At 51.6% G+C, this 25980-nt stretch carries 30 protein-coding genes; 2 read left to right on the top strand and 28 right to left on the bottom strand.

What is annotated here, in order from left to right; translation table 11 throughout:
• The 6 genes from traF to trbL are packed head-to-tail and all read right to left on the bottom strand — an operon-like array spanning position 1 to position 6445.
• Positions 1 to 510: a conjugative transfer signal peptidase TraF gene (gene traF, locus Q4I12_RS00540; protein WP_302259982.1), complete on the bottom strand. Its 510-nt coding sequence runs from the start codon at positions 508 to 510 to the stop codon at positions 1 to 3.
• Positions 507 to 2474: a type IV secretory system conjugative DNA transfer family protein gene (locus Q4I12_RS00545; protein WP_302259984.1), complete on the bottom strand. Its 1968-nt coding sequence runs from the start codon at positions 2472 to 2474 to the stop codon at positions 507 to 509. The genes traF and Q4I12_RS00545 overlap by 4 nt, the downstream gene beginning before the upstream one ends.
• Positions 2475 to 2484: 10 nt before the next feature.
• Positions 2485 to 3696 carry a TrbI/VirB10 family protein gene (locus Q4I12_RS00550; protein WP_302259987.1) on the bottom strand — a complete coding sequence of 404 codons (1212 nt, stop codon included), beginning with the start codon at positions 3694 to 3696 and terminating at the stop codon, positions 2485 to 2487.
• Position 3697: 1 nt separating this feature from the next.
• On the bottom strand, positions 3698 to 4573 hold the full coding sequence (gene trbG / locus Q4I12_RS00555; RefSeq protein WP_302259989.1) for a P-type conjugative transfer protein TrbG: 876 nt from the start codon (positions 4571 to 4573) through the stop codon (positions 3698 to 3700).
• 10 nt (positions 4574 to 4583) lie between these two features.
• Entirely contained in the window at positions 4584 to 5312 is a 729-nt protein-coding gene (locus Q4I12_RS00560) for a VirB8 family type IV secretion system protein (protein ID WP_302259991.1), read from the bottom strand.
• A 14-nt stretch (positions 5313 to 5326) separates the two neighbouring features.
• Positions 5327 to 6445 (bottom strand): P-type conjugative transfer protein TrbL, encoded by a 1119-nt coding sequence (gene trbL, locus Q4I12_RS00565; RefSeq protein WP_302259992.1) that lies wholly within the window; start codon positions 6443 to 6445, stop codon positions 5327 to 5329.
• Between trbL and Q4I12_RS00570 the strand changes: the two genes are divergently transcribed.
• Positions 6444 to 6749 (top strand): hypothetical protein, encoded by a 306-nt coding sequence (locus Q4I12_RS00570; RefSeq protein ID WP_302259993.1) that lies wholly within the window; start codon positions 6444 to 6446, stop codon positions 6747 to 6749. The two genes, trbL and Q4I12_RS00570, sit on opposite strands and share 2 nt — an antisense overlap.
• 254 nt (positions 6750 to 7003) lie before the next feature.
• On the opposite strand, the gene Q4I12_RS00575 is transcribed toward Q4I12_RS00570, so the two are convergent.
• Complete coding sequence (locus Q4I12_RS00575) at positions 7004 to 7537, bottom strand: TrbJ/VirB5 family protein (protein ID WP_302259995.1); 534 nt, start codon at positions 7535 to 7537, stop codon at positions 7004 to 7006.
• 13 nt (positions 7538 to 7550) lie between these two features.
• A complete protein-coding gene (locus tag Q4I12_RS00580) occupies positions 7551 to 9977 on the bottom strand; it encodes a VirB4 family type IV secretion/conjugal transfer ATPase (RefSeq protein WP_302259996.1) in 2427 nt (808 codons plus the stop codon).
• Between the two features lie 25 nt (positions 9978 to 10002).
• On the opposite strand from Q4I12_RS00580, the gene Q4I12_RS00585 reads away from it, so the two are divergent.
• A complete protein-coding gene (locus Q4I12_RS00585; RefSeq protein ID WP_302259998.1) occupies positions 10003 to 10461 on the top strand; it encodes a hypothetical protein in 459 nt (152 codons plus the stop codon).
• A gap of 283 nt (positions 10462 to 10744) precedes the next feature.
• Here the strand turns inward: Q4I12_RS00585 and Q4I12_RS00590 are convergent, their stop codons facing one another.
• The 20 genes from Q4I12_RS00590 to Q4I12_RS00680 form a co-directional block, all read right to left on the bottom strand.
• Positions 10745 to 11305, bottom strand: a complete 561-nt coding sequence (locus Q4I12_RS00590) for a lytic transglycosylase domain-containing protein (protein ID WP_302260000.1) — start codon at positions 11303 to 11305, stop codon at positions 10745 to 10747.
• A gap of 681 nt (positions 11306 to 11986) precedes the next feature.
• On the bottom strand, positions 11987 to 13123 hold the full coding sequence (pilV, locus tag Q4I12_RS00595) for a shufflon system plasmid conjugative transfer pilus tip adhesin PilV (protein ID WP_302260002.1): 1137 nt from the start codon (positions 13121 to 13123) through the stop codon (positions 11987 to 11989).
• Positions 13120 to 13551 carry a type IV pilus biogenesis protein PilM gene (gene pilM / locus Q4I12_RS00600; RefSeq protein WP_168935471.1) on the bottom strand — a complete coding sequence of 144 codons (432 nt, stop codon included), beginning with the start codon at positions 13549 to 13551 and terminating at the stop codon, positions 13120 to 13122. The genes pilV and pilM overlap by 4 nt, the downstream gene beginning before the upstream one ends.
• Positions 13552 to 13559: 8 nt before the next feature.
• Positions 13560 to 14027, bottom strand: a complete 468-nt coding sequence (locus Q4I12_RS00605) for a type 4 pilus major pilin (protein WP_302260004.1) — start codon at positions 14025 to 14027, stop codon at positions 13560 to 13562.
• Complete coding sequence (locus Q4I12_RS00610) at positions 14027 to 14662, bottom strand: type II secretion system F family protein (protein WP_302260006.1); 636 nt, start codon at positions 14660 to 14662, stop codon at positions 14027 to 14029. The genes Q4I12_RS00605 and Q4I12_RS00610 overlap by 1 nt, the downstream gene beginning before the upstream one ends.
• Positions 14663 to 14705: 43 nt before the next feature.
• The gene (locus tag Q4I12_RS13910) at positions 14706 to 15248 is read right to left on the bottom strand and encodes an IS5 family transposase (RefSeq protein WP_367891464.1); all 543 of its coding nucleotides are present in this window, start codon (positions 15246 to 15248) and stop codon (positions 14706 to 14708) included.
• Entirely contained in the window at positions 15157 to 15519 is a 363-nt protein-coding gene (locus Q4I12_RS00615) for a transposase (protein WP_302259935.1), read from the bottom strand. The genes Q4I12_RS13910 and Q4I12_RS00615 overlap by 92 nt, the downstream gene beginning before the upstream one ends.
• Positions 15497 to 15967, bottom strand: a complete 471-nt coding sequence (locus Q4I12_RS00620; RefSeq protein ID WP_302260008.1) for a type II secretion system F family protein — start codon at positions 15965 to 15967, stop codon at positions 15497 to 15499. Before Q4I12_RS00620 ends, Q4I12_RS00615 begins: the two co-directional genes overlap by 23 nt.
• The gene (locus Q4I12_RS00625) at positions 15960 to 17558 is read right to left on the bottom strand and encodes an ATPase, T2SS/T4P/T4SS family (protein WP_302260009.1); all 1599 of its coding nucleotides are present in this window, start codon (positions 17556 to 17558) and stop codon (positions 15960 to 15962) included. The genes Q4I12_RS00620 and Q4I12_RS00625 overlap by 8 nt, the downstream gene beginning before the upstream one ends.
• A 12-nt stretch (positions 17559 to 17570) precedes the next feature.
• Positions 17571 to 18191, bottom strand: coding sequence for a type IV pilus biogenesis protein PilP (gene pilP / locus Q4I12_RS00630; RefSeq protein WP_302260011.1), 621 nt, complete (start codon positions 18189 to 18191; stop codon positions 17571 to 17573).
• Positions 18178 to 19485, bottom strand: coding sequence for a type 4b pilus protein PilO2 (gene pilO2, locus Q4I12_RS00635; protein WP_302260013.1), 1308 nt, complete (start codon positions 19483 to 19485; stop codon positions 18178 to 18180). The genes pilP and pilO2 overlap by 14 nt, the downstream gene beginning before the upstream one ends.
• 3 nt (positions 19486 to 19488) lie before the next feature.
• Positions 19489 to 21066: a secretin GspD/PilQ domain-containing protein gene (locus Q4I12_RS00640; protein ID WP_302260015.1), complete on the bottom strand. Its 1578-nt coding sequence runs from the start codon at positions 21064 to 21066 to the stop codon at positions 19489 to 19491.
• A 57-nt stretch (positions 21067 to 21123) separates the two neighbouring features.
• A complete protein-coding gene (locus tag Q4I12_RS00645) occupies positions 21124 to 22347 on the bottom strand; it encodes a TcpQ domain-containing protein (RefSeq protein WP_302260017.1) in 1224 nt (407 codons plus the stop codon).
• A 5-nt stretch (positions 22348 to 22352) separates the two neighbouring features.
• Positions 22353 to 22655, bottom strand: coding sequence for a conjugal transfer protein TrbD (trbD, locus tag Q4I12_RS00650; RefSeq protein ID WP_302260018.1), 303 nt, complete (start codon positions 22653 to 22655; stop codon positions 22353 to 22355).
• On the bottom strand, positions 22655 to 22975 hold the full coding sequence (locus Q4I12_RS00655; protein WP_302260020.1) for a TrbC/VirB2 family type IV secretion system protein: 321 nt from the start codon (positions 22973 to 22975) through the stop codon (positions 22655 to 22657). Before Q4I12_RS00655 ends, trbD begins: the two co-directional genes overlap by 1 nt.
• A 192-nt stretch (positions 22976 to 23167) precedes the next feature.
• Positions 23168 to 24124 carry a P-type conjugative transfer ATPase TrbB gene (gene trbB / locus Q4I12_RS00660; RefSeq protein WP_302260021.1) on the bottom strand — a complete coding sequence of 319 codons (957 nt, stop codon included), beginning with the start codon at positions 24122 to 24124 and terminating at the stop codon, positions 23168 to 23170.
• The gene (locus Q4I12_RS00665; RefSeq protein ID WP_302260022.1) at positions 24117 to 24572 is read right to left on the bottom strand and encodes a hypothetical protein; all 456 of its coding nucleotides are present in this window, start codon (positions 24570 to 24572) and stop codon (positions 24117 to 24119) included. Before Q4I12_RS00665 ends, trbB begins: the two co-directional genes overlap by 8 nt.
• Positions 24565 to 24828: a hypothetical protein gene (locus Q4I12_RS00670; protein ID WP_302260024.1), complete on the bottom strand. Its 264-nt coding sequence runs from the start codon at positions 24826 to 24828 to the stop codon at positions 24565 to 24567. The genes Q4I12_RS00665 and Q4I12_RS00670 overlap by 8 nt, the downstream gene beginning before the upstream one ends.
• 8 nt (positions 24829 to 24836) lie before the next feature.
• Entirely contained in the window at positions 24837 to 25565 is a 729-nt protein-coding gene (locus Q4I12_RS00675; protein ID WP_168935458.1) for a nucleotide-binding protein, read from the bottom strand.
• Positions 25565 to 25972 carry a TraK family protein gene (locus tag Q4I12_RS00680; RefSeq protein ID WP_302260027.1) on the bottom strand — a complete coding sequence of 136 codons (408 nt, stop codon included), beginning with the start codon at positions 25970 to 25972 and terminating at the stop codon, positions 25565 to 25567. Before Q4I12_RS00680 ends, Q4I12_RS00675 begins: the two co-directional genes overlap by 1 nt.
• Positions 25973 to 25980 lie beyond the last annotated feature (8 nt).

Raw genomic sequence — 25980 nt, forward strand, 5'->3', positions numbered from 1 at the left:
TCACTCCTTTATGGTAAAAACGGGCTTGACTTTGACCACGTCGGCCAAGGGCACCAGCCCGAAGAATCGGCTGTCAAAGCTGCCGGGATGATCGGACAACGCCAAGCACATGCCGTCAGGAATCATCCCGGATTCCAGAGAGCTGCCAGGCAAGAGGCGGCCTGCGGAATCTTCATGCCGGGCAGCGGGCCAGCGGCTCGATCCAGAGATTGTGCTGAGATGTATGGCGTCAGACTCTATCGTTATGGCATCTCCGGGCATCCCCACCACTTGCTTCAGCAATGGGCGCAGACCGGAGGGACATGAGCCAGGAGCAAGGTAGCCACGTTCTTTGGCCAGCAGTGTCCAGACAGGCGATTTCAGACAGAAGGCGATGAAATCCCCACGTTCTGGAGTCCCAGAAACGATGCGGTAAATGCCTTTTGGCAACGATGGAGTCGGGTTGAGCCGAAAACCGGCACAATACAGGAACAACATCATTCCAACGAGGCATATCAAAATTGCCTTCATGGCCGATCTTCCAGGAAACTCTCGAACGTCACAGGTGCCGCTATGTCCTGCTCTTTCGGCTCGATAGGAAGGGGAACCTCACGAGGGAAATAGAGAGAGTCGGTCATCCCGGCAGGCGAGTTTTCCGAAATTCCCGGTGCAGGGATTTTAGCGCGCTGCGAAAAGACCAAATCCTTAAAGTACAGAATCTGCATTCCATATATTGGAAATTGGCCAGCGGTAAAAATGAGCATATGTCCGGGCTTGGTAATCTTTCCGCTGCTGTCCTTCTCCGCTCCAGGGAGGCGGGAACACTCGTCAGGTGTCAGCAAGGGCCTGGCTGTCTCTGCGATATTGATGGATCGGGAACGCCCGCTCTTGCTGATGGAGACAGAGTTCTTTTTTTCCACAACGGTTGTTTTGCCGGTCATTTTCGACAGAAGTTCCGCTGTCTCCGCGTCATTCGGCGCATAGGCTATGCGAACATGACAGTTAGCCATCAAGGCATTGTCTTTTCCGTAGACCCCATTGAGCTGCTTGGTGTCTTGCACGATCAGATAAAGCTTGCCGCCATAACCGGCGATGTACGCAATGGCTTTCTCCAAAATCGGCACCTTGCCCAAGCTTGTCAGCTCGTCCAGCATGAACAGGAGCCGGTGTTTGTATCCAGCGACGCTGGCACCATCCTTGAACTCCATGCTGGAACAGACACGGCGCACGATCATATCAAGCATAAGCCGCATCAGGGGACGCACCCGATCTATGCCGTCTGGAGGTGTCACAAGATACAAGTCCAGAGGCGTCTCGTGGTTCATGAGGTCATGGATATGAAAATCCGAGCGGGCTGTGTTGATATTGATGATGGGGTCCCGATAAATGGCCATATTGACCAGCGCCGACGACAGGACGCCGGAGGCTTCATTCTCCGCCTTTGCGGCCATTTCGCGGGCCGAGCTGGCTATGAAAATATGACAGGCCTCACCAACACGGGCGTCCGCGTCCGGAGCGAACTCCCGAAACAGCATCGCGTGATCCATGACCATCATCTCATCCAGCAGTTCCGCTGTTGTACGGTCAGGATCAGACATCATCAGCGTCAATTCCTGAAGAGACGGCATGCGCCCCTGCCGGGAGCGCACAACCACGCAGCAATGCAGGATCAAGCCTGAAAAAAAGGCGAAGGCTGCCTTTGTCCAGTGGTCTTCCAGGCCTTTACCGTCAGGATCGACCAGCATAAGGGCCAGATTCTGAACATCCTGGACAGCTTCCAGCGAAGTCAGACGGATTTCATCCAGCGGGTTGAAAGCGCAGCCGAAGCCGGACGAATCCGCCGGAGCAAAACGCAGAACTTTATGCCCCTGGGATTTGCGCCAGCCGGAAGTGAGCGCCCAATTCTCCCCCTTAATGTCCAAGGTCAGGGTGGAGCCTGGCCAGGACAGAAGCGTCGGCAGGATCAGGCCCACCCCCTTGCCTGAGCGTGTAGGGGCAAAACACAGGATATGCTCTGGGCCGTTATGTCGAAGATAGCGTAATATGTTCTTTTTTTTATCGAACCATCCACCGACATACACACCTTGTCCGCCGAGGTAGCCCATACGCTCGATTTCTGCTTTTCGTGCCCAGCGGGCTGATCCGTGCAGTTCCTGGTTTCCTTTGAGACGCCTGGCTGCGACGACACATAACAGGGCAAGGAACAGCGGCAGCAGGAAGAATGCCTGTCCAAGTACAAGGGCATTATCCATGACTGGTTGGGAGATGCCTTCCCATGTAAAAACACGCCACGGGGCATAGACTGGAACACCTAACACCGAAAACCAGGGCTGCCCCAGCATGGGATGGAAGCCGTAATCAGACGCGATTTTCAGCGTTGCCATCTCCATGCCCAGCAGGGCCAAGAGCGGTATTGCCGCCATAAATGCCCATAAGACAGTATGCTTGCGGTTGGCCTCGGTTGTCTGAAGGCCATATTCTTGCTGCTGCGCCATTTCCCTCTCCTCAGTGCCGCCAGCGCGTGTAGGGTTCCCTGAAGATTACGTCCTTCGTGACCACGATATTGAACTGGTAGCCTGGCCTGATCTCCAACGTGGGCTTGATGCTCAGGTTACGCTGAAGGAGCGTCGTCGTTGTCTGGCCAAGCTGCTGCGCCAGAGAGGCCGTCATCTCATCAGTCATGCGTGTCCCGTTGTCCGTCTCCGTGCTGTCATTGGCCCCGTCCAGAGCGTAGGCCATGCCCCCAGAGACCAGCGACATCATGAGAGCCGATCCGAAAATCCGGGCGTAATGGTTGTCCACATCGTCATTGAAGCCTGCCATACCGGCCATATCAGCACCTGGCATTGCGCCAAGTGAAATCGACGATCCATCGGGGAAAATGAGTCTGTTCCAGGCAATCAGGACACGCTGCTGGCCATATACGACACGGGAGTCATAAATGCCGTACAGACGAGCGCCCTGTGGAATAAGCAAGTTCAGGCCCGTCGCCGTGTCATAGACGTTCTGGGCTACCTGCGCGATCATGTTGCCAGGCAGATCGGAATTGATACCCGTCAGCATCACACCTGGGATTACGGCCCCGGTCTTCAGCTCCAGGGGCATCCCCTCAGTACGCTGCTCAGGAAGCTGCCAGGACGTATCCTTGCGGGCACGGTCGAAAAAGGCCTCTTTGTCACGATCAGCGGCAGGGTTGTAGTAGCCATCCGCACCGGCAGACGCCGCAGAAGAAACGACATCCGATCCCGTGGTGGAGGCTGTGCCCGGAGCCGTTGATGCCGTGACTACGGTGCTTCCTCCGCTGGATACCCGCTTGGCGACCAGAGGAGCAGTCAGAGCATTCATGTACGATTGTGCCCTGATCCGCCTGATATTTTCGATTTGCTGATCCGGCTTGGCCTCCCTTTGGACAACAACGATAGGCTCCGGCTTGGCGGGTTCCGGGGGCACCATTACGCCGCTTGTCCTGTCTTTTTTGGGATCAAGTGCAAGCCCGCTTCCTTCGACAAGCCAGACAGGCTTGTCCTCTTCGCTGACTGTCGCCGCTTTTTGTGGCCCTTCCTTTTTTTGAGGGTCATGGGCAAAATTGACGCTGTATATCAGTGCAGCCAGTAAGAGGATTAGCACGATCAGTAGTGCGTATAACGGCCAGCGCCCCATCCTGGCCACGACAGGTTCAGGGGACATGACAAGTCCGTTGGGGGATTCATCCTTCATGCTAGCTCTTCCTGATGATCCGAATCTCTTCTTTGCCTGATCCCACGCCCAGCAACAGCGTCAGTTCGTCAAAGATGCCGTCAACGACCAGCTTTTTCCCATCCGCACGGTAGTTGACCAGGACATTTTCTCCTTTTCTGCGCGCCAGCAGTACGGGCAGTTCCGTGCTTTTGCGCGGCAGATGAATGTAGATTTTTTCCCCGTCGTCAAAGACACGTTCCGGCTTCCAGGAGGCCTTCCCCCGGACTTCAAAGTTAAAGTTCAGCTTGGAAATATCGACGCTTTTCCCATCCAGCATGGCGGTATTGCGAGAGGTTTCCCGTTCCTGCGCAGCGTTCTTGGCTGCTATCTGCTGTTTCATGGAGTCTGCGTAGACAAAACCCACATAAGGCGTGTGCCCTGTGCGTTGAGAGACAAGGCGAAGATGGTAGACTCGGCGATCCGTCGTGACCACCGCCGTGGTTTCCAGACCAGCGTCCACCGGTTTGATGAACAAATGTGTCGTTTCTCCTGCGGAGCCTGTTTCAACCATCCAGCGGGCGGAGTCTCCTACGATGACTTCATTGACTTTTTCCCCCGGCTGTAACTCCACATCACAGACCTGCATGGGGCTGGCCAAAATCGTCGGCAAGGATGCGCCATGCACATAGACCAGCTTCCCGGAATGAGAGAGAACCGGTGCGGGGCCACGCCCGGCCCAGGCACGAGTCAGGTTGAGCGCTTTCTTCTCCCGTTGAGTAAGGGGCACGGTGTCATTGCTGAGAAAATCAGGCAGATTCAAAAAGTCAGGAGGCAATTGCGGGGCAGCTTCCTGGGAAGCCGCCATTACAGCCGTAGGGGCAAGAACCAAAAAAAGCACCAAGGCAAGATATTTCATGGGAGAACTCCTATTGGATGGCAGAAGACGGGGCAGGCCCAAAGTTTTTAAAGACGCGGCTTGCGGAGAGACCTGTGATATACATGCCGCCCGGATTCCGCAGCAGGACGGCCTCTGAGGTCGGCGGTGAAATCTGAATGCTGACCGTGGCTTCATAGGTGTGCTGCTCAAGCACTACACCTGCATGAGAACGGATGGTTTCTGTCCACTCCACACGGTAGGAGTCCGAGCTGACAGGCAGGGGCAGACTTTGAATTTCGACATGCACCAACTTCCCGGACTTGGCGATTTCATAGGGGTTATTCGTTGCAAACCATTCCTTCAGTACCCCTTTGGCACTGCCAGTCACAAAGTAGCTGAGCCTCTGGATCATGTGCTTTTGCAGCTCAATGTCTGCGGTAACAGTGCGCCAGTCGGAGATGCAGGCTGCGATTTCAGCCTGAATCAAGCGTAATGGTGTTGCGCTGGCCTGATCTGCACGCGCGACAACAGCCGATTTGCCGAGCTTATCCACTTCGACGATGTACGGAATCGCTTTGACCTGGCAGGCTTGGATTACGTTGCCGGTGATAGAGCCTGCCAGGATAACCAGGGCGATGATGGTTGTCAGTCGCCACTGCGCAGCGCGGCTGATGTACGAGCCATAGCGTTCCAGCCATTCTTGGCGGGCATTGAGATACGGATTTTTCCCATCCCCAGAAGGAGCTGTTTCTGCCTTTTCTTTTTTCTTAAAAAACATGTGAAATCCCCTAGTTAGTCATTACGCAATCTCTGGGCTTCAAGTCTCTGGCGAAGCGAAGAAGACACTGTATTGTTGCGCGAATCCTTGTTGTGCATAGACTCCCGCGTGGCATTCCACAGGTTACTGGCCGTCCCTTTCATGATTCCCCGGACGCCTTGAGCGCCTTCAGCCTTTGCGACTTGGGCGGCCCTGCCGATATTGGCCATGCCAGCACCGGCAGCAATGCCCAATCCGGCAAGTCCTGCTCCCATAGCCGTGACCGTTGACGTGAGAGCATTGCCGGTATTGACGTGCGATCCCTGGATGATACCTGCGACGACGTCAGGCAGCGTTTTGACGAGGCAGTAGAAGATGATGCAGAACGAGATCGTGACGCCAACTTGTCCCCATCCCATATTATCGGCAACTTGAAGTTGCTGAATGAAGTCAATACCAACTCCCATCACTAGTTGCATGACCATCAACTTAAAAGCTACAGCAAAAACATATCTTAATGTATTGATGGCATAATCACGAAAAAATGATGTTGCCCCAAGCCCAAGCAATATAGATGACGCACACATAGCGACAATACATTCACATTTTATTAAAATTATTTGCAATGTAATAAGTGTAAAGCAAAATAAAATTGACATTCCGGCAAGAAAATAAGCAATAAACTCTATTGGATCGTATCCTCCAAGCGCAAAAAGATCTTGAGCTAATTTAAGTCCAACGGAAAACGGCTTATCAGATGCGTCAACAATAGTTGTAGCTTCTCCTGCAATAGATTTTAGCCCATTGATAAGGTTCCACGTCCAAGTATGATAATTATTGATGACTGCCAAAAAAAATCCAGCAGCTAGAATGACGAGACAGAAGCTTTTGAGTGTTTCACGTAACTCCGAAGCTCCCAAGGCTACTCTGATGCCAAGCCATCCGATTTCAAAAACAGCGCACCAATAAAAAAGTAGTTTTGCATATTTAAGCATAACAGATTCATACTTTGCTAACCCATTATGAAAAGTTGACACGATGTCTGAAACGATGGTGTCACCTTGCATTGCGGCATATACAATGCTAGTATTATAAAAATAAATATAAAGGAGTATGAATATGAAAAAAATGATTTTTGTTCTAGGAGTAGTCATGATTATCCCTTTTAACGCTCTCGCCTTTGATATTTATGGGTGGTGGAAGTCAACAAATTCATCTGTTCTTGTCAAAATAACGAGTGATAGAATCCATTCCTTCCCATACAGGGTAGAAGAAAAAGACGATTCAGTAGTAAAAATTTATGTAAAAAATTCAGCTCATCCATGTTTTATCTATAAAAAAGATGACGATACGATTTTAATGAAAAAACCTATAGGACCTAAAGAAGAATACAGACTTGTTACGCGAAATATAAATCTATCTCGCGAGGAAGTGCGTAAACTTTGTAAAGAAAATTAAAAAGGGTCTGGACGGGATTGGACTCCTATCCTGTCGTAAAGCATACGTCTGCTGGCCTCTTCCCCCATCTGCCTTTCCTTCTCGGCTTTATCCTGGCTCGCCAAATCCGATTGAATCTTGGTTGCAAGAAGTTCGCGGAGCTGGCGAGCCTCTTGTATCTGAAGGGCTGCGAGCTGGTTTCCCGCCATGAGGGCCTTTTGCTGACCATCCGGGGTAGACAGGAGTTCATTGATATATGTTTCCAGCTCCCCTGATTATTCCAGGTCTTTGAGCTGTTTCCCTGAAAGCTGGAAGGTCGCCTTCGTGGAATCATCCACACGACGGCTCCAGTTATCCCAGCTCGTGTGATAGGTCGTCATACCGCCCTGGAGCATATTGCGCGGCATTCTGGCCAAGTCCTTCAACTCAGATTGTGCGCTGTACAGTTCATCAAAGACATTGCCCAGGCCGAGAACATCATTTCTCATGGTGCTCAGAGCTCCCGTGATCTTTCCAAACTTGGACATCTCGGCTGATATTTTTCGGATCATCTCTTTGGGGAGAGCCACGGTGTTTTGAACCATATTTGTATATTGCTCTATGTTTTGTTGCACCATTTGCAACTGTGCTGCTGTTTGCTGGATAGCTTCATCATATTCTTTAACAAGTGTTTTTAACTGCTCAAGGCTCGTTGCCTTTTCGATAGCTTGCATAAACTTGTCACTGCAATTTGTGCAGTACACAGTTCCTGACATCGTCTGAACGGGAACCAACAGCAAAGCGGTGATGATAATAAGAGAAGTCTTCATAAGTTACTCCAAACTATATAGCATGGCGTTCTTTCAGCCATACATTAGGCCAATCACGGCCATGAATTTCTTTTAGGGATTTGATACGAGCAATGCTCTCTTTGTCGGATGCGCCGACAAAGGCTAATGCGACCGGCCCCAGACCGAGCTGGAAAAGGCAACGGCCAGCAGGACTGACCATGTAGTAATCCTGCTTTGCGGTGGCATGGGCCAAGATGCTGATTTGTCGATCATTGAGTCCGCAGGCTTTGTAAAAGCCGTAGGTTTCATCGTTTCGGGCTTCCCGATTCGGCAAATAAATCTTGGTAGGACACGACTCTAGGAGGACATCCATGATACCCGACTGCCGGGCGTCGGAAAGGCTTTGTGTGGCCAAGATGACCCCACAGTTGGCCTTACGGAGAACTTTCAGCCACTCCCGTATCTTGGAGCGAAAAACAGGGTGCCCCAGCATGATCCAGGCTTCATCTAGAATGAGAAGGGCAGGCTTACCGCCCAACGCTTTCTCGATCCGGTGAAAAATGTAGAGCAGGACAGGGATCAGGTTGCGATCTCCCTTTTTCATCAGCTCTTCCATTTCAAAGACCGTGAACGTGGACTCACGCAGATTGTCCGTCCGGGCGTCCAGAAGCATCCCCATCGCCCCCCGCTGTGTGTAGTAGGCCAGCGCCTCGCGGAGAGATTGCTCCTGCACGGTATCCATGAAATGCGACAGGGTGCGCATGTGCTCCGGCTGTGTCGCCAGTCCCGTCATGGCGTCATGTATCGCTGCCCGATGGGAAGGCAGGACAGTCATCCCCTGGAGTTCCAGGAGTGTTTCTATCCAGTTTTCTGCCCAAGCCATCTCTGTCGGGCTTTCATCTATGCGCTGGAGAGGCGTGAAGCAGAGACTGTTTTCTGCTGCGATCTCATAGTGATCTCCTCCCGTAGCTTCGCAAAGCGGCAGGAGGGAATTGCCTTTGTCGAAGGCAAAAATGCGGCGATGCGCATAGCGCAGGAATTGCGCGGCAATCGTGGCCAGCAGCGTGGATTTGCCGGAACCTGTGGGGCCGAAAATCACAGTATGCGCCAGATCGCCGTCATGGAGATTGAACCAGAACGGCGTGGAACCGTCAGTCAGAAAGACGGCCAGCGGCGGCGAATCCGGCGGATAAAGCGGGCACGGGCACGTCGGCGTCCCCGTCCAAACCGATTGCAGTGGCAGCAAATCGGCCAGGTTGAGTGTGGTTATGAGGGGACGGCGGATATTTGCGTATCCGTTGCCCGGCAGACTGCCCAGCCAGGCTTCCAGGGCATTCATGGACTCTATGCGGCAGCCAAAGCCCTGCGTCTGGATCAGACGGCGCAACTCGCGCGCCTTGTCCTGAAGGCCATTCACATCTTCGTCCATAATGATGATCGTGGACGACAGGTAGCCCGCTCCCACATAGCCGGACTGTACCTCGGTTTTGGCCGTCTCCGCATCTTCGCGCATGAGCAGCGCATCACGATTTACTTTCGCGTTGGGATTGTTGAAAAATTGATCCATGAATCCCAGCACGCGCTGATTCCAGCCCTTGACGAAGCTGGTGATTTCCTTTTCCGCGTCATACTGGTCAAGACAGATAAACCGTGTGGAATAGCGCAGCTCGAACGGCAGACTGTCCAGAGCTGCGAACATGGCAGGCCAGGACTCTTGCGGAAGGCCATCAATGGAAAGGATAGCCAGATGTTTTTTCTCAAGCCCGTCTTCAAGGCGCGGGATCAGACCGCCGACAAGGTGCCGACTGCCCAGCAGGGCATCAAGGTACATGGGCACCGTGGGCACACGCATAGGCTGAAGCACGCCGGAGATGCAGAACTGCAAGTGAGCCAGCAAGTCTGAATGCAAAAAGGTGTCGTTTGAGGCATCATACAGCTCGTATTCCTGAAGCCGGTGCATCTCCAACACCGAAGCGCAGGCATCCTCAAATTCCATCAAGGAATCCTTGAATGTCTTGAATCCCTTCTCCAAGGCAGACATCGTTTCCACGCCAACCTTGGCCGCGCCAGCCATTTTGGCGACATTGTAGTTGGGCAGATAGGTGACGGTCAGAAATGTCGAAGTGCTGTAGCAAACATCCTGCCCAAAAAATGCACGGCGCTCATCCTCTATGGCCTGGGAGACAGGGTCAGGAAAGTGTGAGCGATCCGCATCCGGGTAAGCGCGCTGCGTTGTCCGGCAGGCATCGACATGGATCATCCAGCCTGTTCCCAGACGCAGGACGGCGTTACTGACCTGCTCGGACACATAGGACAGTTCGGCAGGGGTAGAGCTGGCAGTATCCTCTCCCCGGATTTCCCATGCTGCCAGGAACGAGCCATCTTTTTGGAGTATGATCCCAGGCTCTATGAGCGCGGCATAGGTCAGCAGATCGGGAAGCCCTTTGGCTTTTGAACGAAAGTCTTGTAAGTTGAGCATCATTTTACTCCAGATGGAGAAATATATGAAAAAAGAACCAGCATTGCAGGCTGCCAATCAACAGTTATCGGAACAAAACAAATTTACTTTGATTTTATCTATGTACACGATGATAAATTCACAGATTTTTTCTTCACTTAATACTATTTCTTCCATTGCAATTGCGGCAAACTCAGCTTTTGCATTTATGGCTCTCTCAAAGGGATGGGGAAATCTCTTTTCATGCAGTATAGCGTTTTTTGTGTTCTCTATTATATCTTATGGTTGTGCTATTTTTTCTCAACATCAAATGAAAAAATATATTATAAACATATCAGTAAATGATGCCCTGATATTTCATGACACTATAGTAAAAGTTGAAAAATTAGTAATGATATTTATAATACTATCTTGCATATCAATAGTATCTCCAATTATGCTCTTTATTTTTATTGATTTTGCAATATCTGGTTCAGCTCAACCGTTGAAAGGATTATTGCAATAATAAAACCGATCAAGAGTACACTTGAAAGTTTCAATGATTCTTGTTTTTCAAAGTATGTTTGATTTTTGAATTCTTTAATATTTTGAACTGGAATGAATATGAATAGTAACATTATTATGGTAGCAAGTATTGCGATGCTGATTATTTTATAATATAAAAAATCTACCAGTAAAAATATAATATAAAATATAACAGCGCATATGATATTTATTATATGTACACTGAATGCGATTTTTTCAATTTGTCGCTTTGTAAATTTCTTCATCATGTTCAGCTCCCGTAATCAGTTACCACGCATAATCTTTTTGACATGCCCTACAACAGAGCGGGCATAGGCACGTCCCCGCTCCGGGTTCTTGTGAAGCGGTGTGTGGTAATAGGCCACGGCCTTCCAGTTAAGACCATGACGCCGAATCTCCTGCGCAAGTATCCAGACACCGATCTTGATATTGTTGGCAGGTTCCAGCACCTGTTCCACCGGCCAGCCATACCGTTTGATCCAGTAGGCATTGATCTGCATGATTCCCACGTCAAACGAGCGTCCGGAGCGCATGGCCCACTGAGCGTACTGGATGGCTTCCTCCTTCGACCTGGGCCGTACATCCCGCCCCGAAATATTGATGATCCAAGGGTGGCAGCCGCTTTCCTGCCGGGCGATGGCCAGGGCCAGCACTTTGGGCACCTGATAACGGGCACAGGGCGCGTCAAAAAGCGGTTCCAGTTCTTGTTGACGATCCTGTAGCGTACCAGCGTGGGCCGAGCTGGCCAGCAACAGTGCCGTGAGAAAAAGCATAATGCTCAAGCCCTTGCAGAGTCGTGCATATGCGGGATAGTGTGGCTTCATAACATTACCTATCTGGAGGAACAGCTATGTTGTTCTTTGCTCTAAAGAAAAACTCTATTAATGATGCTATGATAAAAAGCCCCAAGTCCGTGAGCAGCCAAAGAAGTTTGACAGTGTTTCTTGAGGCTGAAAAAAATATGTTTGACCATCTCAAAGCATTCATTACTCTTTCATTTTTTCTTAATACTGGATGTCTTGCAGCACTATTTCAATTCAGGCCAGATATAAAGTGTTGTATTATCTTGTTATCAATAGGGACAGAGATATCACTGATTCTTTATTTAATATCTTTTTTTATTTCTTAACATATCTATGTCAAATTTACTTGAATATAATTTTGATAAATTTAAAACATCAAGGAGAATTTCTTACATATTCTCATATTTTGGAGTTGCTTCATCTATCGTATCGTTTGGGATTGCTCTTCTGCTATTCATAGAAAAATTTTTAAATATATGGTGACATTTGCTGCAATCATAAAATACAAATTCGACATAATAAATATAAAAAATATTCTATCAACAATTCCACATTCAATATATATCATTTTTATGAGGTCTGAATTTTTAAATATTGCACATCTCGTTAAAACCATATGAAGAAAAATAAAATATGGAATTACACCAAGAAAAATAAAAAGCATGTTAAATCTCCATAGTTAGAAATTTTGCACTAACTCTTTTATGGAGTTGGTGTCTCCGTCTGTTTGACGCACATGGCCAGAACCATGATCCGCCCGTAATCGTCAGCCGGGTAAACCCAGCCTTGTTCATCTCCAAGGGAAGAGTCGCCAGTCTGTACACGAAGGTGGACTTGCCATTCTGTATCCGAGACCGAGGTAGCCCAGGTCTGAATAGCCGTCATTGGCGGTGCGTCCGGCCCTGCTTCCGAGATTGCAGGAGCGGTAAAAATCGCTGGCGTCAGCCCGGTGCCTGGCGCACAGGACGGCTTTGTGATGCGGTCGCCGTTTTTGGCCACGGTCGCGTTTTTCATCAGTGCGGTGTTCCCAGAGTCCCCAATGATTTCCAGCGAATTGTTCCGGCAGAGGTAAAGCCCTTGAAGGCTGTCCAGGAAGATGCGGCCCTGCTCGTCCGTGCTGGTGCAGGATTCTGAGGTGATCTCCCGTGGTTCAAACTGGAGGTCAGAGACATTGCGAATGGCGTGATCCGTCATATCCAGTTCCGTTTGCATGGCATTCAGTTCAGGTTGTCCCGGAACGGCCACGCGATAGAGGAAGTCCTGTCCCAAGGCGGAAGAGTCATAGGTGGAAACGGCTCCCAGATGCCCGGCGCCGGGCGACGCAATTCCCACAGTCCCCAAGTTCAGCACCCAGCCATTACCTGCTCCCTGAAGCATGTTTTCCGTTTGGCCGGGCAGGACGCCGGACGGGATATGTCCACCAGCCCCGCCAATGAGGGCAGCAGCGCCCGGAACCACGGCATTCAGGAAATGATCCGTTGCATTTTCTCTACCCCCGGTAGTCAGCACGATGGCCTGTAAAGCACCATTTTGCGGCTGCCGGATGTAAATTTGATAGCCTTGAAGCCAGGCGTTCTGAGGCTGAAAGCCATCAGGCAAAAGCCCATCCGAAATAAGGTCAGCAATGCTGATCGTCGGGCCTGTCGTAGCTGTCGCTTGAGAAAGAAGCGTATCTTGGTGCTGATTGACGTACTGGTTGGCTGCCCTCATCACCATAGTCATGTGATTTGCAATAATGCGTTGTTGTACAGCAGAGTTTCCCGTTTCCCACCATCCAATCATATATGGAATCATGATGATAACGACGATGATTGCGCCGATTGTGCTCAGTAGGTTCATCTGTCGATCTCCGTAACGCTGACAAGGGAACCATTAGGGATAAAGGCAGGCACGGTAATCACATTCCCCATCACAGGGATAAGGCGGCCATTGCTGGCCATTCCCAAAGCAAAACTTCCCCTGAAGAGCTGACGCACAGCCATGATTTCTTGCATCGACGCATCACCGTAAACGTAGCATCGACCCGCATCCACGCGCGCACGCCAATTACGCAAGGCGCGCCAGCTCTCAGGGAGATCAAGTACAGCAAGCGGTATGTCTCCAGAAAGCCCATTGTTTTCATAAACATATCGGAAGACTTCATTACGATAGATTGCGTAATTGACTGCTATCGCACTGAATGAAGACTCTTCAGAAGAAAAGTCCACAGTGCGTTGAATCATGGCTCCTACCCCAATGAGGAAGATAAGAAAGACAACAGGCTTCATTTTATAACCTAGCGTGCTGTGAAGATAAGGCTACTGGCAGCCGTGCAGGCCCCAGCAATAGCCCCCACGTCCGTAGGATCGACGACGGAACCGTTGACGGAGATGGATTCCCAAGAATCCGGCTGGAATCGGGCGAGCTGCATGCAGGCATCCTGCGGGACATTGTCCAGCGTGATCGAGAACTGGCCGTTATCGGCGTCATTGGCCAGCGTGATATCACCACCCCAGGCGTTCTTCATGCTGTCGCCCTTGATAAAGGACTTCGGCACAATTCCGGCATTCATGGCGACGTCATTGTCAAGGTTGTCATAGTTCGTGCCGAAGAAGAGCTGCTGGGTCTGCATTCGCAGCAGGACAAGGTTCTGTTCCGTCGTCGCCACATTGGATTTGCCGAAAGCCGAATACAGACCAAATGCGGCGGCAGCGATCAGGAGCAGACCGACGATCAATGCGCCAACGGTTTCAAGAATACTCATCACATTCCTCCCTGTAGTGTTGCTTGAAGCCCGCCAACAGCCAGAGCAACCATGCTCAACTGGCCGATGACGAGGGCAAACATGAAAACCTTGATTTTCCCAGCGAGACGCTGGATGCCTTCAATACCTTCAATAAGCCATTCGTCTGCCAGCTCTATGAGATGATTCTGGAAGCCCGGCATTCGCGAGTAGACGGCCAGGGTATCGACAAGCTCAGGGCTGGGGAAACGCATTCCTGACTTTTTAAGTGCCTGTCCAAAATCAATGCCCTGCCCAGAACTTGCCAAAATATTACTGACTACCTCCCGTAAATACGGGCTAGTCGAAATATCTCCAGCCATACTTTTCAATATGTTTGAAATTTGGTGACCAGCCCGCATTCGTGTTGCGACTGCGTACAACCATAGTGTTCCTATTGTTAATCTATATATTGACCACGGCACAAATCTGTCCGCTATTCTCCTTCCTGATCCTGTCCAATTAGCAAAAGAAAAAAATACAACACATATCAAAATGAGTATGACTATGCCTAATGCTGTTCCACGCCATGAAGAAATAAACGAGCTTTGCAGATACAGAACATAGGCAGCTCCTTGCCATGTTTCTGGATCAGAAAGCATAGCGAGCTGTGGCATCACACGCTCGGCCACAATAAGAGAATGTCCGGCATACATCTTGCTATACCAGTTTTCTCCAAAGGATACAGGCCAAAGCAAGGTAAAGTAGCCCCATAAAATTGACGAGGTAACAACAGTAGCGAGTGCGCAAGCTCCGAAAACCCTTCAACCAGGCGAATGTCCGCTCTACTACCCAACGGCGGGCAGGAGTCCTCCAGCGGTCCCGAACTTCTTCCCCCCGGCTGCGGATATGCTCCTCAAATCCGTTTACGTAGACTTCTTCGCTGACTCGCGGGTAGTCATAGCCCTTGTCCAGACAGAGATGGCGTACGGCAGACCCCAGAAACCAGCCGCCCATTTCCCGGGAGTTCTTCAGCGTCGCTTCTATCAGGCGGCTGTCATGAACATTGGCACCTGTGACTGTCACTCCCAGAGGAATACCCTGACCATCCACATGGAGATGTATCTTGCCGCCGCTTCGGCCCCTGTCCGTCGGGTTGCGTCCAAGGCCCTCAGTCGCTGATTTTTTGAGAGCGCGTCGGGGCTTGCAGCAAGGTGCCGTCCATAGCCTGCCATTGGGCGTCGACGCCGACCTTTTCCCCATATTCAGCAAGAAGGATGCGAAAAATCTCCGCCATGATGCCAGCTTTGTTCCATCGCTGGAAGTGCTCGTGGACAGTGCTTTTTGATCCATAGCAGGCGGGAAGCATGGCCCATTGGCATCCAGTCCGGCATTTGTAGAGGATTCCTGCCAGAACCGTGCGCTGCGCAAGCGGTTTGCTGCCGCCGCTTCTTTTTCGTTTGAACGGGGCAAGGAGAGGCTCGATACGTTCCCACAGCTCATCAGGCACATCACGAAAATCTGTTTGTTTCATGGGACGAGATTACCACACCTTTTAAAATCAAAAAACATGCCGGACATCCTCTAAGCATCATAATGACGATCAACAGCAGCAACATCAGCGGATAGGCCAATGCGCCGATCAGGCTCTTTCTGATACTGCTTTTCGCATCCAAGACTTTGCTGGCCAGCAGCAGACCTCCCGCCAAGCGACTGCTGTCTTGAGCCGAGCTAATGAGCAGTGTTTCTTCGCGGCTGGCCAGTCCATCCAGTGCCGCGCCCAAGGTGCGCCCGCGTCCCAGCTTGTGCAGGATATGTGCATAGACTTTGACCAGAGGGGACTTCCGCTCTTCTGCCTGGAACTTGAGCAGGCGAAGCGCCTCATGCAGATGCATCCGGTTCTGAAGGAGTTTGGCTAGCTGTTTCCAGATGCGAGACCTCACCCTTGTGTTAAATGCCAGACGTGCAATCAAATCAGGCATGTTGGCCTCTTTTGCCGGATTCCACGTCGGCATTTATGGGCATGGCCAGCATTTCTTCAGTAATGGCAGGATCAAGGTCACCCGACATGATGAGGTGGCGAGCATGCTCCAAGTAGGTCATGCCTCCCAGATCGGAGAGCCAATACTTTTTTGCCTCCTCATGCTGCCGCTGGCGCAACAGAGCTAGAAGCTGGCGATCTACCGCAATCACTTCCGCTACAACCGTTTGCCTATGCAGCCCCGGATGGCCGGATTCCATGCAGTGTTTGCAGCCGCTTCCCCGGATGCAGACTTCATCGAGACAGTCGTCCGGCATGGAGTTCCGCAACCTGCCCAGCAGATCGGGAGCAATGGCATCCGGGTGATCCTTCAGACGTATCTTGCAGTACGGGCAGAGCTTGGGGACAAGCCGCTGAAACACCAGGCCAGACAACACGATGGGGTCACAGACGATGTTAAGGGGATCAGCGACACGGGAACGGAGTTGAACATCCAGACGCTGGATGATGCCCAGAGCGTCGGCGGCGTGGATGGTGGCCCAGACCGCATTACCGGACAATGCGACCTCAATGGTGGCCAGCGCGGCTTCGGCATAGCGGATTTCACCGATCATCACGGTGTCAGTATCATCTCGGTTGGTGCCCGCGATTGCATTGGTATAGGCGTCGCCTCGCTCATCTCCCTCTTTGGAGTTGACGGGGATTTGGTACATCCCCCGGATCGGCTTCTCTGGGGGGTCTTCGATGGACAGAAAGTTGTCCCCCGGACGTTCTTCGATCAACGCTTCCATGCAGTGTGCCAGCGCCGTCGATTTACCGGAGCCGGTAGGCCCGGAGATAAAGACGATACCAGTTCTGGCCGCAAGCGTCCGAAAAAGCCTGGTCTGGGCTTGGGCAAGTCGTTTGGTTCCCGCCTGGTCAACAACCTCTATCGTCTCGTTCGTATATCCCAGCTTGGCCAATCTCTCTTCCAGACTGCCGGAAGCACCCGACGTGTCATGCAACAGGCGTAGCGGCATAAACGTTCCCTTGCCGTCAGGTGCCCCATCGCATTCAATAGGTTCGGAATGGATACGAACAGAGTACAGGCCTTGCGGCAGGTAGTCCCGATTGATGATACGACCATCAAGCCGAGATATGGGATCAAAAGCAGGAGCATCCTGTGCAGCACCAAGATGCTCATAAATTGTTCGGATCATATGTCGTCCTGTTTCGGCATCGAACTCCATATCATCACGCAACAGGCCAAGCACACGAAAGCGTGTGCGTACATGCGTTCCCATATCCGCTATATGTATATCCGTTGCGCCAGCCTTGAAGCCACGTGCAATCAAGTCAATCGCCAACTGCTGGACTTCGTTGTCACCTATGCCACTACGGGAGGCATAGCGAGAAAATTCAGCATCAAAACGGCTAGGCGGGACAAAAGAAAATGCTTTTATGCCCATAACTGCCAAATTTGATGCAAAATTTATGAATGCCATATTCCCCTGAATCTCATCAGACACAATCAATGAGTCATCCATCAGGGCGATACGAGCACGGATTTGATCGGGAAGATCGCTGATAAGCTGCGTTATGCGGGTATGCACTTTCCCTATCCTCTATTCAAACGGTATCGTTGAAGACTTCCCCGATTTGTGAATGGTCACTCCTTTGCGCGTCACATGCAGCCGTCCGCCATTAAACAGCGATCCATTATTGATCGTGACCGTGTGTCCATCCGCCATTCGCAGTGTCGCAGACAGCCTCCCCTCAATGCCCTGGACAGAAACAACAGCAAGACGTCTGGATGGAGCCGAAGCCGCAGAATCGGGCGTTGATGAACTTTTGGGGGCCGCAGGTGGAGGTGTCAGGCTGGGCAATACCAACTCCTGCTTGGAGGGCTGGCTAAGGTCTTGCAGACGCTTTTCCAGCTCACGGATGCGCACTTCCTGCTTCAGCAGCTGCTCATGGCCACGTTTGCGCGTCAGTTCCCCCAGCGTGCTGGGCGAGTTCAAGTCTTGGGCGATGGGGGCCAAGCCGGTTTCTCCCTTTGGAGTCTGCGTCGGCAGCTTAGGAGGCTTTACCTGTGCCTGCGGAATCTGCTTCGGGGTTGTCTTGGATGGAATTACCGGTGCAGGAGACGAGGACAATATCTGCCATGCCACAGCTCCCAGCACGATTATTGAGGCCAAGCCAAGGCCTCCCCAAACAAGAAGGCGTTTCTTTTTAATGTCTTGCATAAATTTTCCCCTTGACTGCCCATTTTCCATCAAACTTTATGGATTCAACACACAATCCTGGGATTGCGGTCAGAAATTCAAACAGCCCTACTTTCTCTCCAGCCCTGTAATCCATCAAAATATCGGGTAGTTCGGAGATCTCCCATGTACCTTCGTGCCACGGTGCTATGATTTTCGTTTTTTTGTCGATATTGCGTGTTTTCTGCGCTTTGAACTGAGGCAAGGACAGTCGTGCCCCAGATGCCTGTGTCACGTCCGAAAGCAACGCAGTTGCTTGCTTGCGATCCACCAACGCATGGTGATCTGTTCCTGGCCCGTCCATAAGGCGAGCGGAACTACGCAGCGTTACAGGGATAGACGACCGGGCTGTAAGCATGTCTTTACCGTCCAGCATCGCCCCGCTTGGTAGCGTCGTAAACGTCGCTCCTTCAGCGTATTGCCATTCAATGTTGATCTTTTGTCCAATGCATGAGGCAGACTTCAACTCCCAGCCATTCGACGCCAGGGGGAGAGCCAGCAGGCCAGGTAGACACGCTGCGGCAGCATCAGAGGCTAAGGGCTGTTGTTGCCACTCCATAGGGAAAAATCGTTCAGGATGACGTTGCATGTCTTCCATGCGTGCGGCGTGTTCCTGCTTGCGCAGCACCGCAGATTCCAGGGCAGCCTTTTCCGTAAAATGGTCATAGATAAAGAAGGTTCCCAGCATGATAGCCAGCAGTATCCCCAGGATCGTCAAACGCAGGATCGTGCTTCGGGAGGCCATGCTGCGCAAATTTGACAGATGACCTTTGGCTATGAGCTTGTCCAAAGTAGAGAACTGGATATGTTCTTCAAGCCAGAGTTCACTTTCGCGAATCGACTCGTAGTGTTCGACTGGAAGGCCAGAGAATTTTTCCAACAGTGAGGCGAACGACGCTGCTTCTTCGGAGCTGAAGAAGACCTGATCCCCATACTCGCTGACCACGCCATCTATCCGAAGATGAAGCCACCAAAACTCTTTGGCAGGGCCCAAAGCAGGATCAGGGGCACACAGCTTGAATATCCCCAGAAAAGAGTCTGGACAGCGCAGACAAGAGCACAAGGCCGTTGCCGAGGAATAGTTAGACCACGTCTCTACAGTTCCAAGGCCATACTGTATGCCCTGCGTTGTCGTGCGCCTTGCCGCAGCGTTAAACTCCTCATCCTGGAGTTCGGACAGCGCCTTATGCCCCATGTGCCCCAATCGCTGCCGGACAGGAGCCATCCAGCGCAAGCCAAGCACCCACGTCGTTTTTTTGAGGGTGATAAGCTCCATAGCCTAATCCTCTGTCCCGCCACCGGCGGCTTCGACTTCAATCGTGATAACCAGTAATGTCTTGGCGTACTCCCCGGAGCCACCGAAATTTAATAACCCCAGAGACTTGGAAAGCTGTTGGGCCTGATCTTGGAATCCGGCCAGCACAAGAGTCTGCCCAAGTTGCATAGTGCTTCTCTGGCTGAACGCCCGCGTGCTTGTTTTGGGAAGCTGGACGGTCAAATCACTGGTAGTAAATTCGGTCAACTCGTCCAGGTTGGAGAGGTTGATGCTGTACTGGAGGAGTACCCGCCGCCGATCCAGAATGTGAGGGATCACAGTCATGGCAAAGCCCGTCGTCACTTCCCCTGGAGTGATTTCCGTCGTCTGACCATAGTCCGATTGCGATGAAGATGACCCTGCCAGATAGGCAATGCGTTTGATGGCCTGGATCGGAACAGGCTGGTTGGAGAGAACAAGACCGCCCCCGGACGTAACCTGTGTGGCATTGCCCCATGCCTTCAAAGCACGCAGAACGCCGGTGGAGTTCTTCAGCTTGCCGTTGACGATGGTAGCCGAGGCGGACGAGCTACTGCCGAGAGAGGCCAGACTGCCTGCGACCACGGAAACATCGTCGTTGGCGAACAGTACCTGCATGTCGATACCGGCCTCATTGGTGTCCGTGACTTCCAGAGCCCAGACATGCACGGTCAACGCGACCTGGCGGGACAAGCGTTTGTTTATGTCCGCGATGTACTTCTCCACCTGCCGGACGTTATCCGCATAGTCCCGGACAGTGATGGTTCCAGCAGCCTGATTGCCGACGACACTCCCTTCGGAAGACAACAGCTCTTTGACAGCCTTTTCGGTATCCGCCCAAATGTCGAACTTGTAATTCGTCGTGTTGGACTGTGCCGTCTGGCTCGACGTGTCGGAAGTCGCTACCGTCTGGTTGATATTGCTGCCCCCGATGCTGGAGCGCGACGTTTCCCTGGATTTGTTGGTAATCTGATCTTTGTATTCCCGCTTGCCTGGAGCGCCCAGAATCGTAAATGTCCGCACGACAAGGCGTGAGAATACAACAGTTTTTGTCTTGGAGTCGAAATCCCACCCGTACCCACTAGCGACTGCCACATGATCCAGAAGGCCACGCAGCGGCCCCTCATAGGATACATTGAGTAAACGCGAACCGCCGCTGGCTCCGGGATCAAGCAAGTCAGGCAATTCAAGGGCGGGAGGCGTGCCAGCTTTTGCGGGCTTTCCCCCCTTACTGATGGGAGCGGGATCAGCGCCGACCTGGACAGTCAACGCGGTCAAATCGGTTATAGTTGCAGCAATATCACTCAATGTGCCGCGCTTGCGCAGCATGACCCTGGTATTCAGTTCCGCCTGTGAGGCCTCATCAGCACGAATGGGCACGGCCTTAACCCCAACGTAAGGTTCCGCGACGACATCAACGGCTTTCGACCGTGAGAGTGTCGTGAAATCCTTCCCCTTACCCTCGATCAGTTCCTGGTCAGGAGCGTTCTTATGAGAACAACCAACCAGAGCCACGCCGAGGAGCAGAAGCATGATGCTGCAAATGATGCGGCTTGTTTTCATGGTATTTTTTCCAATGTTTATTTTTTTACATAAAAAAATAGTTATATCTTTACAGCTTTAATGCTCAGATACTTCCATCACCTTGTTTCCTTGGTAGATCGTTACGCGCAGAGCCAGGCCGTTGGCCTGAAGAGCGGCAAAGAAGTGCTTGACGGCATCCAGGAACTCACCCCTGAATGTCGCGTCGCTCCGCATTTCATAGTCATGCTGGGCATTCCAGATCAGGCTGTACCCGGCAACAGCAGCCCAGCCTTCCATTGTCGAACGGAGCATTTCCCGTTTATGAATTTCCCATACGGGCACCTCTACAGGTGTCTCCAGCGTCGTGCTCACTGCGGGCATGACGACCGCGGGAGTCGCTGCGGGAACTTCCGCGGGCTTCTCCGGAGCAGGGGGATTGCTCCCTGGAACGGGAGGTGTCGCGGAAATTGGTGTATAGGGGACAGGCTTACCCGGCTGTGTTTTTTCCAGGGTCAGGGAAGGAGAGGTCTGGGTTTTCGTAGGCAGTACCGCTGGAGCCGGTACAGGTGTTGGTGCGGATACCGGTTCAGTATGCTCAGGCACAGGTACAGGGGCAGCTACCGGAATTGTTCCCGCTGGAGGCTCAGACAAATAGACCTGATAGCCCTTCATCAAGGTCGCATTGGCTCCAACGCAGTTCCATCGGCAGAAATCCTTCACCGGTACGCGGTTCCGCCGAGCTATGGCTGCCGCAGTCCCGGTCTTTCTCACCGGATAGGTTTTTACTTGCGGGGCCTGAGCCGCAACCGGCGTCGGGTCTGGCGTTTTCACGGCAGGTTCCTTGGAGGGAAGAGCTTGTGTGTCCGCCGACGGGTAGCCAGGCAAAGGGCGTGAAGAAACGGGTTGTTTGTCTTCAACAGGCGCATCCAGCCCTTTCACGACTTCGCGAGTCATGCTGAACAGCTCACCATCGGAACAGCGAATCTGGGCATATCCCAGAGCAGGCGTTCCATTGCCGTCCATCACATCAAGACTGTAGCTCACCTCAAGACCAGATGGGTTCAAGGCAAAACCATCCTCCCGAAGTCGCTGTTCCAACGTCTCCCCAAACGTCCCAGGGGCACGATGCAGCGCGATTGCAGTGTGAGCGGGAGCATGACGACGGCTCAATTCCTCAGCCGCTTGTTCCGCAAGGATGCGGGCGTCATTGCCGTAATCGTTACTCAGCCCATCAAAAGAGCCTGACGCACTGCGCTGATGAAGGCAGCCTGAGCCTGATGCAATCGCAAGGCAAAGGAGCAAAAGGATATATTTTTTCATAGCAATCACTTGTTGCCGAAGGCTTTTTGACTTCGCCAGCGGCTTGACTTTGACTGGTAAAGAATCTGTTGCTTGATGTGGCGCATCCAAACCTTACTCATCAAAGGATCAATCCTGGCCATACGGCGTAAGATAAAGATTGAGGAGATCCAGAACAGCAGCGCTGCCAGCCCAGAAATAGCCGTCATTCCTCCCACTCCAACCAGCAAGGCGATCAATGCGCTCGTCATCGCCAATTCGCGTTCCGCCCCTAGTACAAGATTGTGTCTGTGCAGAGATTGATGGACAGGAATGTGACGTTGCTCCATTACAAAACAGCCCCGGAAAAGCTGAAGATCGAATTTACCATGCTACCAGCAAACGCGATGAACGAGATGCCGAAGACAACCGACAACAACAGCTTGAAACCGCCTGAAATATCATCTTTATTCATGATGAAGATGAGGCCGCAGATCGCCATCGCCACGATGCTGATGTATTTACCGGCGGGTCCTGTGATAGTATTGACAACCTTTTCGAGAGGGCTGGAAAATTCTGTGATCCCGCCACTGGCCAGAGCCATTTCAGGGAAAGCCACGACTACGGCCGCCAAGGCGATAAAGAACAAGGAATATTTCTTTCTGAGCATTTTATTCTCCTCATTGAAACTTGTTTTTCTTAATGTTTTCTGTCTATAAAGATAAAGAATATCCCCACAATACAAAATACAAAATATGTTATATATTTGAATATGGGATGTGATATTATTTTAATAACCGCTTCAGGATTTGCGTAGCACAGCAGTACTATAAAAACTGCAAGCAATGTAAAGAGATTATTTTTATATCGACGTATATATGATTTGAGTTTCATAACGGTTTTCTTTTGAATCAAAATGATCCACGCTGATTATGGAAGAAACTCTACGTGTATTTTGTCTTGTCTTCTCCATGAAGATGACAAGATCAACCGCACGGCCTATGAGCTTTTGCTTGGAGCCGACGCCAGCTTCTTCCACCAGCTCTTCCAGGCGCTCAAGGGCTTCTTCAGCACTGTCCGCGTGGAACGTGCCGATGCCGCCGGGATGACCAGTATTCCAGAGCTTCAGCAGCTCCAAGGCAGCACTGTCCCGGACTTCTCCAACCAAAATTCGCCGGGGGGCGTAGCGCATACAGACTTTGGTAAGCTGCCGCATACCGATGCCTGCCAGTTCAGACGTCAGAAAAAACACAGAGTTAGGAGCTTTGGACTGAAGCTCTGCCGTATCTTCCAGGATCAGAAGACGATCATGGGGACAGAGCTGATCCAGCTCGTGGATGATGGCATTCACGAAAGTCGTCTTGCCGCTGGAGGTGCCCCCGACAACGACGATGTTTTTTCGCTCCAGGATGGCCGTGCGGATAATGTCCGGGACTTCCGGGCCGATGACACCCTGGTTGAGATATTCGGAGAGCTGTATGACTCGCGATGCTTTCTTGCGCAGGGAGAAGGATGCACCTGGCCCTACAATGGGCGGAAATGTCCCCTCAAAACGAGAGCCATCCAGTGGAAAGCTGCCTTCAATCACCGGATGGCGGGCATCCACTGTTTGGTTCAAGGCACTGGCCACAAGGGACAGGATCAGTTTGCCTTGGGGCAGGGAGAGCGTGCCGACACACTCCTGATCCTGGCCGTACCGCTCGATCCAAAGAGCGCCATCAGGATTGAGCATGATTTCAATGACACTATCATCCCGCAGGGCATCCATAATCAGTGGCCCGCAGTTGTATTCAAGGCTTTCCAGCAGACGCTCATCCATGACGCACCATCCCCAGGATAAAGACGGCGACATTGAGCAAGGCGGAAAGGGCTATGATGGCCGTACACAAATACATGGCTGACCGGTGCGTGGCCAAATTGGCGACAAAATCCGCCACGGCCTTGCGTATGCCCTCCATCGTGAGGCCTGACAGAGTCTCTGTGAGGCTCGTCAGGCTTTTCTCCATATCTTTGACGTAGGCTGTCGTCTGTTGTCCCATGAAGGCGGCCAGGGCTGTTTCATGCTTTTTTTGGAGCCTCGCCTGAGCTTCGAGGAAAACTTGAAGAATCGTTACCTGCATCAGTATGGGGTCATCCTGCGGAACAGATACGTCATGTTTTTTTGCCAGAAGCGCACGCACGTCTTCCACAGACATACCGAAGCCGTCAGGGAATCGTTCTTCAGGCATGGGGGACTTGTCTTCATCGCCGGGAAAATCATCACTCATTGCAATCCTCCGACGAGCCTGCCTTGCTTTCATTGAATCGACGAATCAGCGCTTCCTGCTGTTGGGAGAAATCTTCATTAGTAAGCATCAGGCTGGCTATTTTTAGTAGCTGCATTCCAAGTATTGCGACTGCTGGACAAGTATTATTCAATGCTCCAAGACTGGGAACAAAGTTTATTTTGCAAACTATTTGACAAGGATTTTCTTTGTCTTCCAAAAACTCAAGACTACACTTTCTTGTTTTTGAGCTTTTCATGCCATTACCTACATGATTCCAGCCTGTTCAATACAGGCGAGGATTTGATTCCAGTAACGGCGTAGGCGGGCTTTGACAGCGATATGAGTAGAGCTGCCATTGATGCCAGCCTCAAAACTTTGGCGTCGGGCAAACAGCTCTTCCAGGTCTTTGCCAATCAGGGCTTTGTTGCCTTGGGGCAACGAAATCAGGGCATGGAACTGATGGGCATACTCTTTGTAGATTTTAAAGTGCTCAAATCCGGCCCCATCAATGGCGATGTCCCCGAAGTAAGGATTCAACCAGACAACCAAAGGAGATCGGGGGAAGTTAATGGCCATCCGGGCCAGACCCTGGAGCGTGTCTCCCATAGCCTGGCCACCGGTCACGATAGTATGGAGGAAAACCCGGTGCCCTTGATCTTCAAGCAGATCAATGAAGTCGTTATCGGACAGATAGGATGCCAGAGCGATGAATGACGATGCTCCATTGTCTACGATGACATGGGCGTTGTCGGGAGCCTGCGAAAGAGCTTCCAGAAGTTCATCAAACTTACGCGGCTCGATATTCCCGTCCTTCATCACATCCAGTTTGGTCACATCAAATTCCGGGAAAGACGCCAGAGTGGCGTTAACTGGATCAGTATCAAACGCAATGACTTCTTTCTCGGCATGGCGCAGCGCCTGGTAAAGCATGACCGCAATCATGGATTTGCCGACACCGCCCTTGCCTTGCAGGATCAAGTGGATAGTCGCCATTATTCTTCCTCCTTACTCACTTGCAGGAGATCGGCCACGTCTGGAACGGAGCTGTCCTGAAAGGATTTGTTTTGTGGCACGATCATGCGGGGGCCGTCGGAAGTCGTGCGTGGGCTTTTTGCCGGTGCAGCCGGGGACGGGGGAAGCTCCGCCCCCAGAGGGTGTTTTGACCGAGTGTCAGTTCTCTTCAGCTTCCCTGTTTGTTCATTTTTCCCGCCGGGGAAATATTTTCGGGCGTATCGACGGAACGTGTCGTAGGTCATGCTGATCCGTTTTTCTTTCGTCAGCTGCGCATAAGCCGGTTTCAGCAGGTAGCCTCTGGCCAGCAGGTTTTCCACCTCGTCTTTGACCGCCAGGAACTCGACCCGCGCCATACCGGGGGTTAATCGCAATCTCTTGCTTTCCATCGTTCGCC

This window comes from Desulfovibrio piger, from assembly GCF_951793255.1.
In the GTDB taxonomy this organism is placed as follows: Bacteria; Desulfobacterota; Desulfovibrionia; order Desulfovibrionales; family Desulfovibrionaceae; genus Desulfovibrio.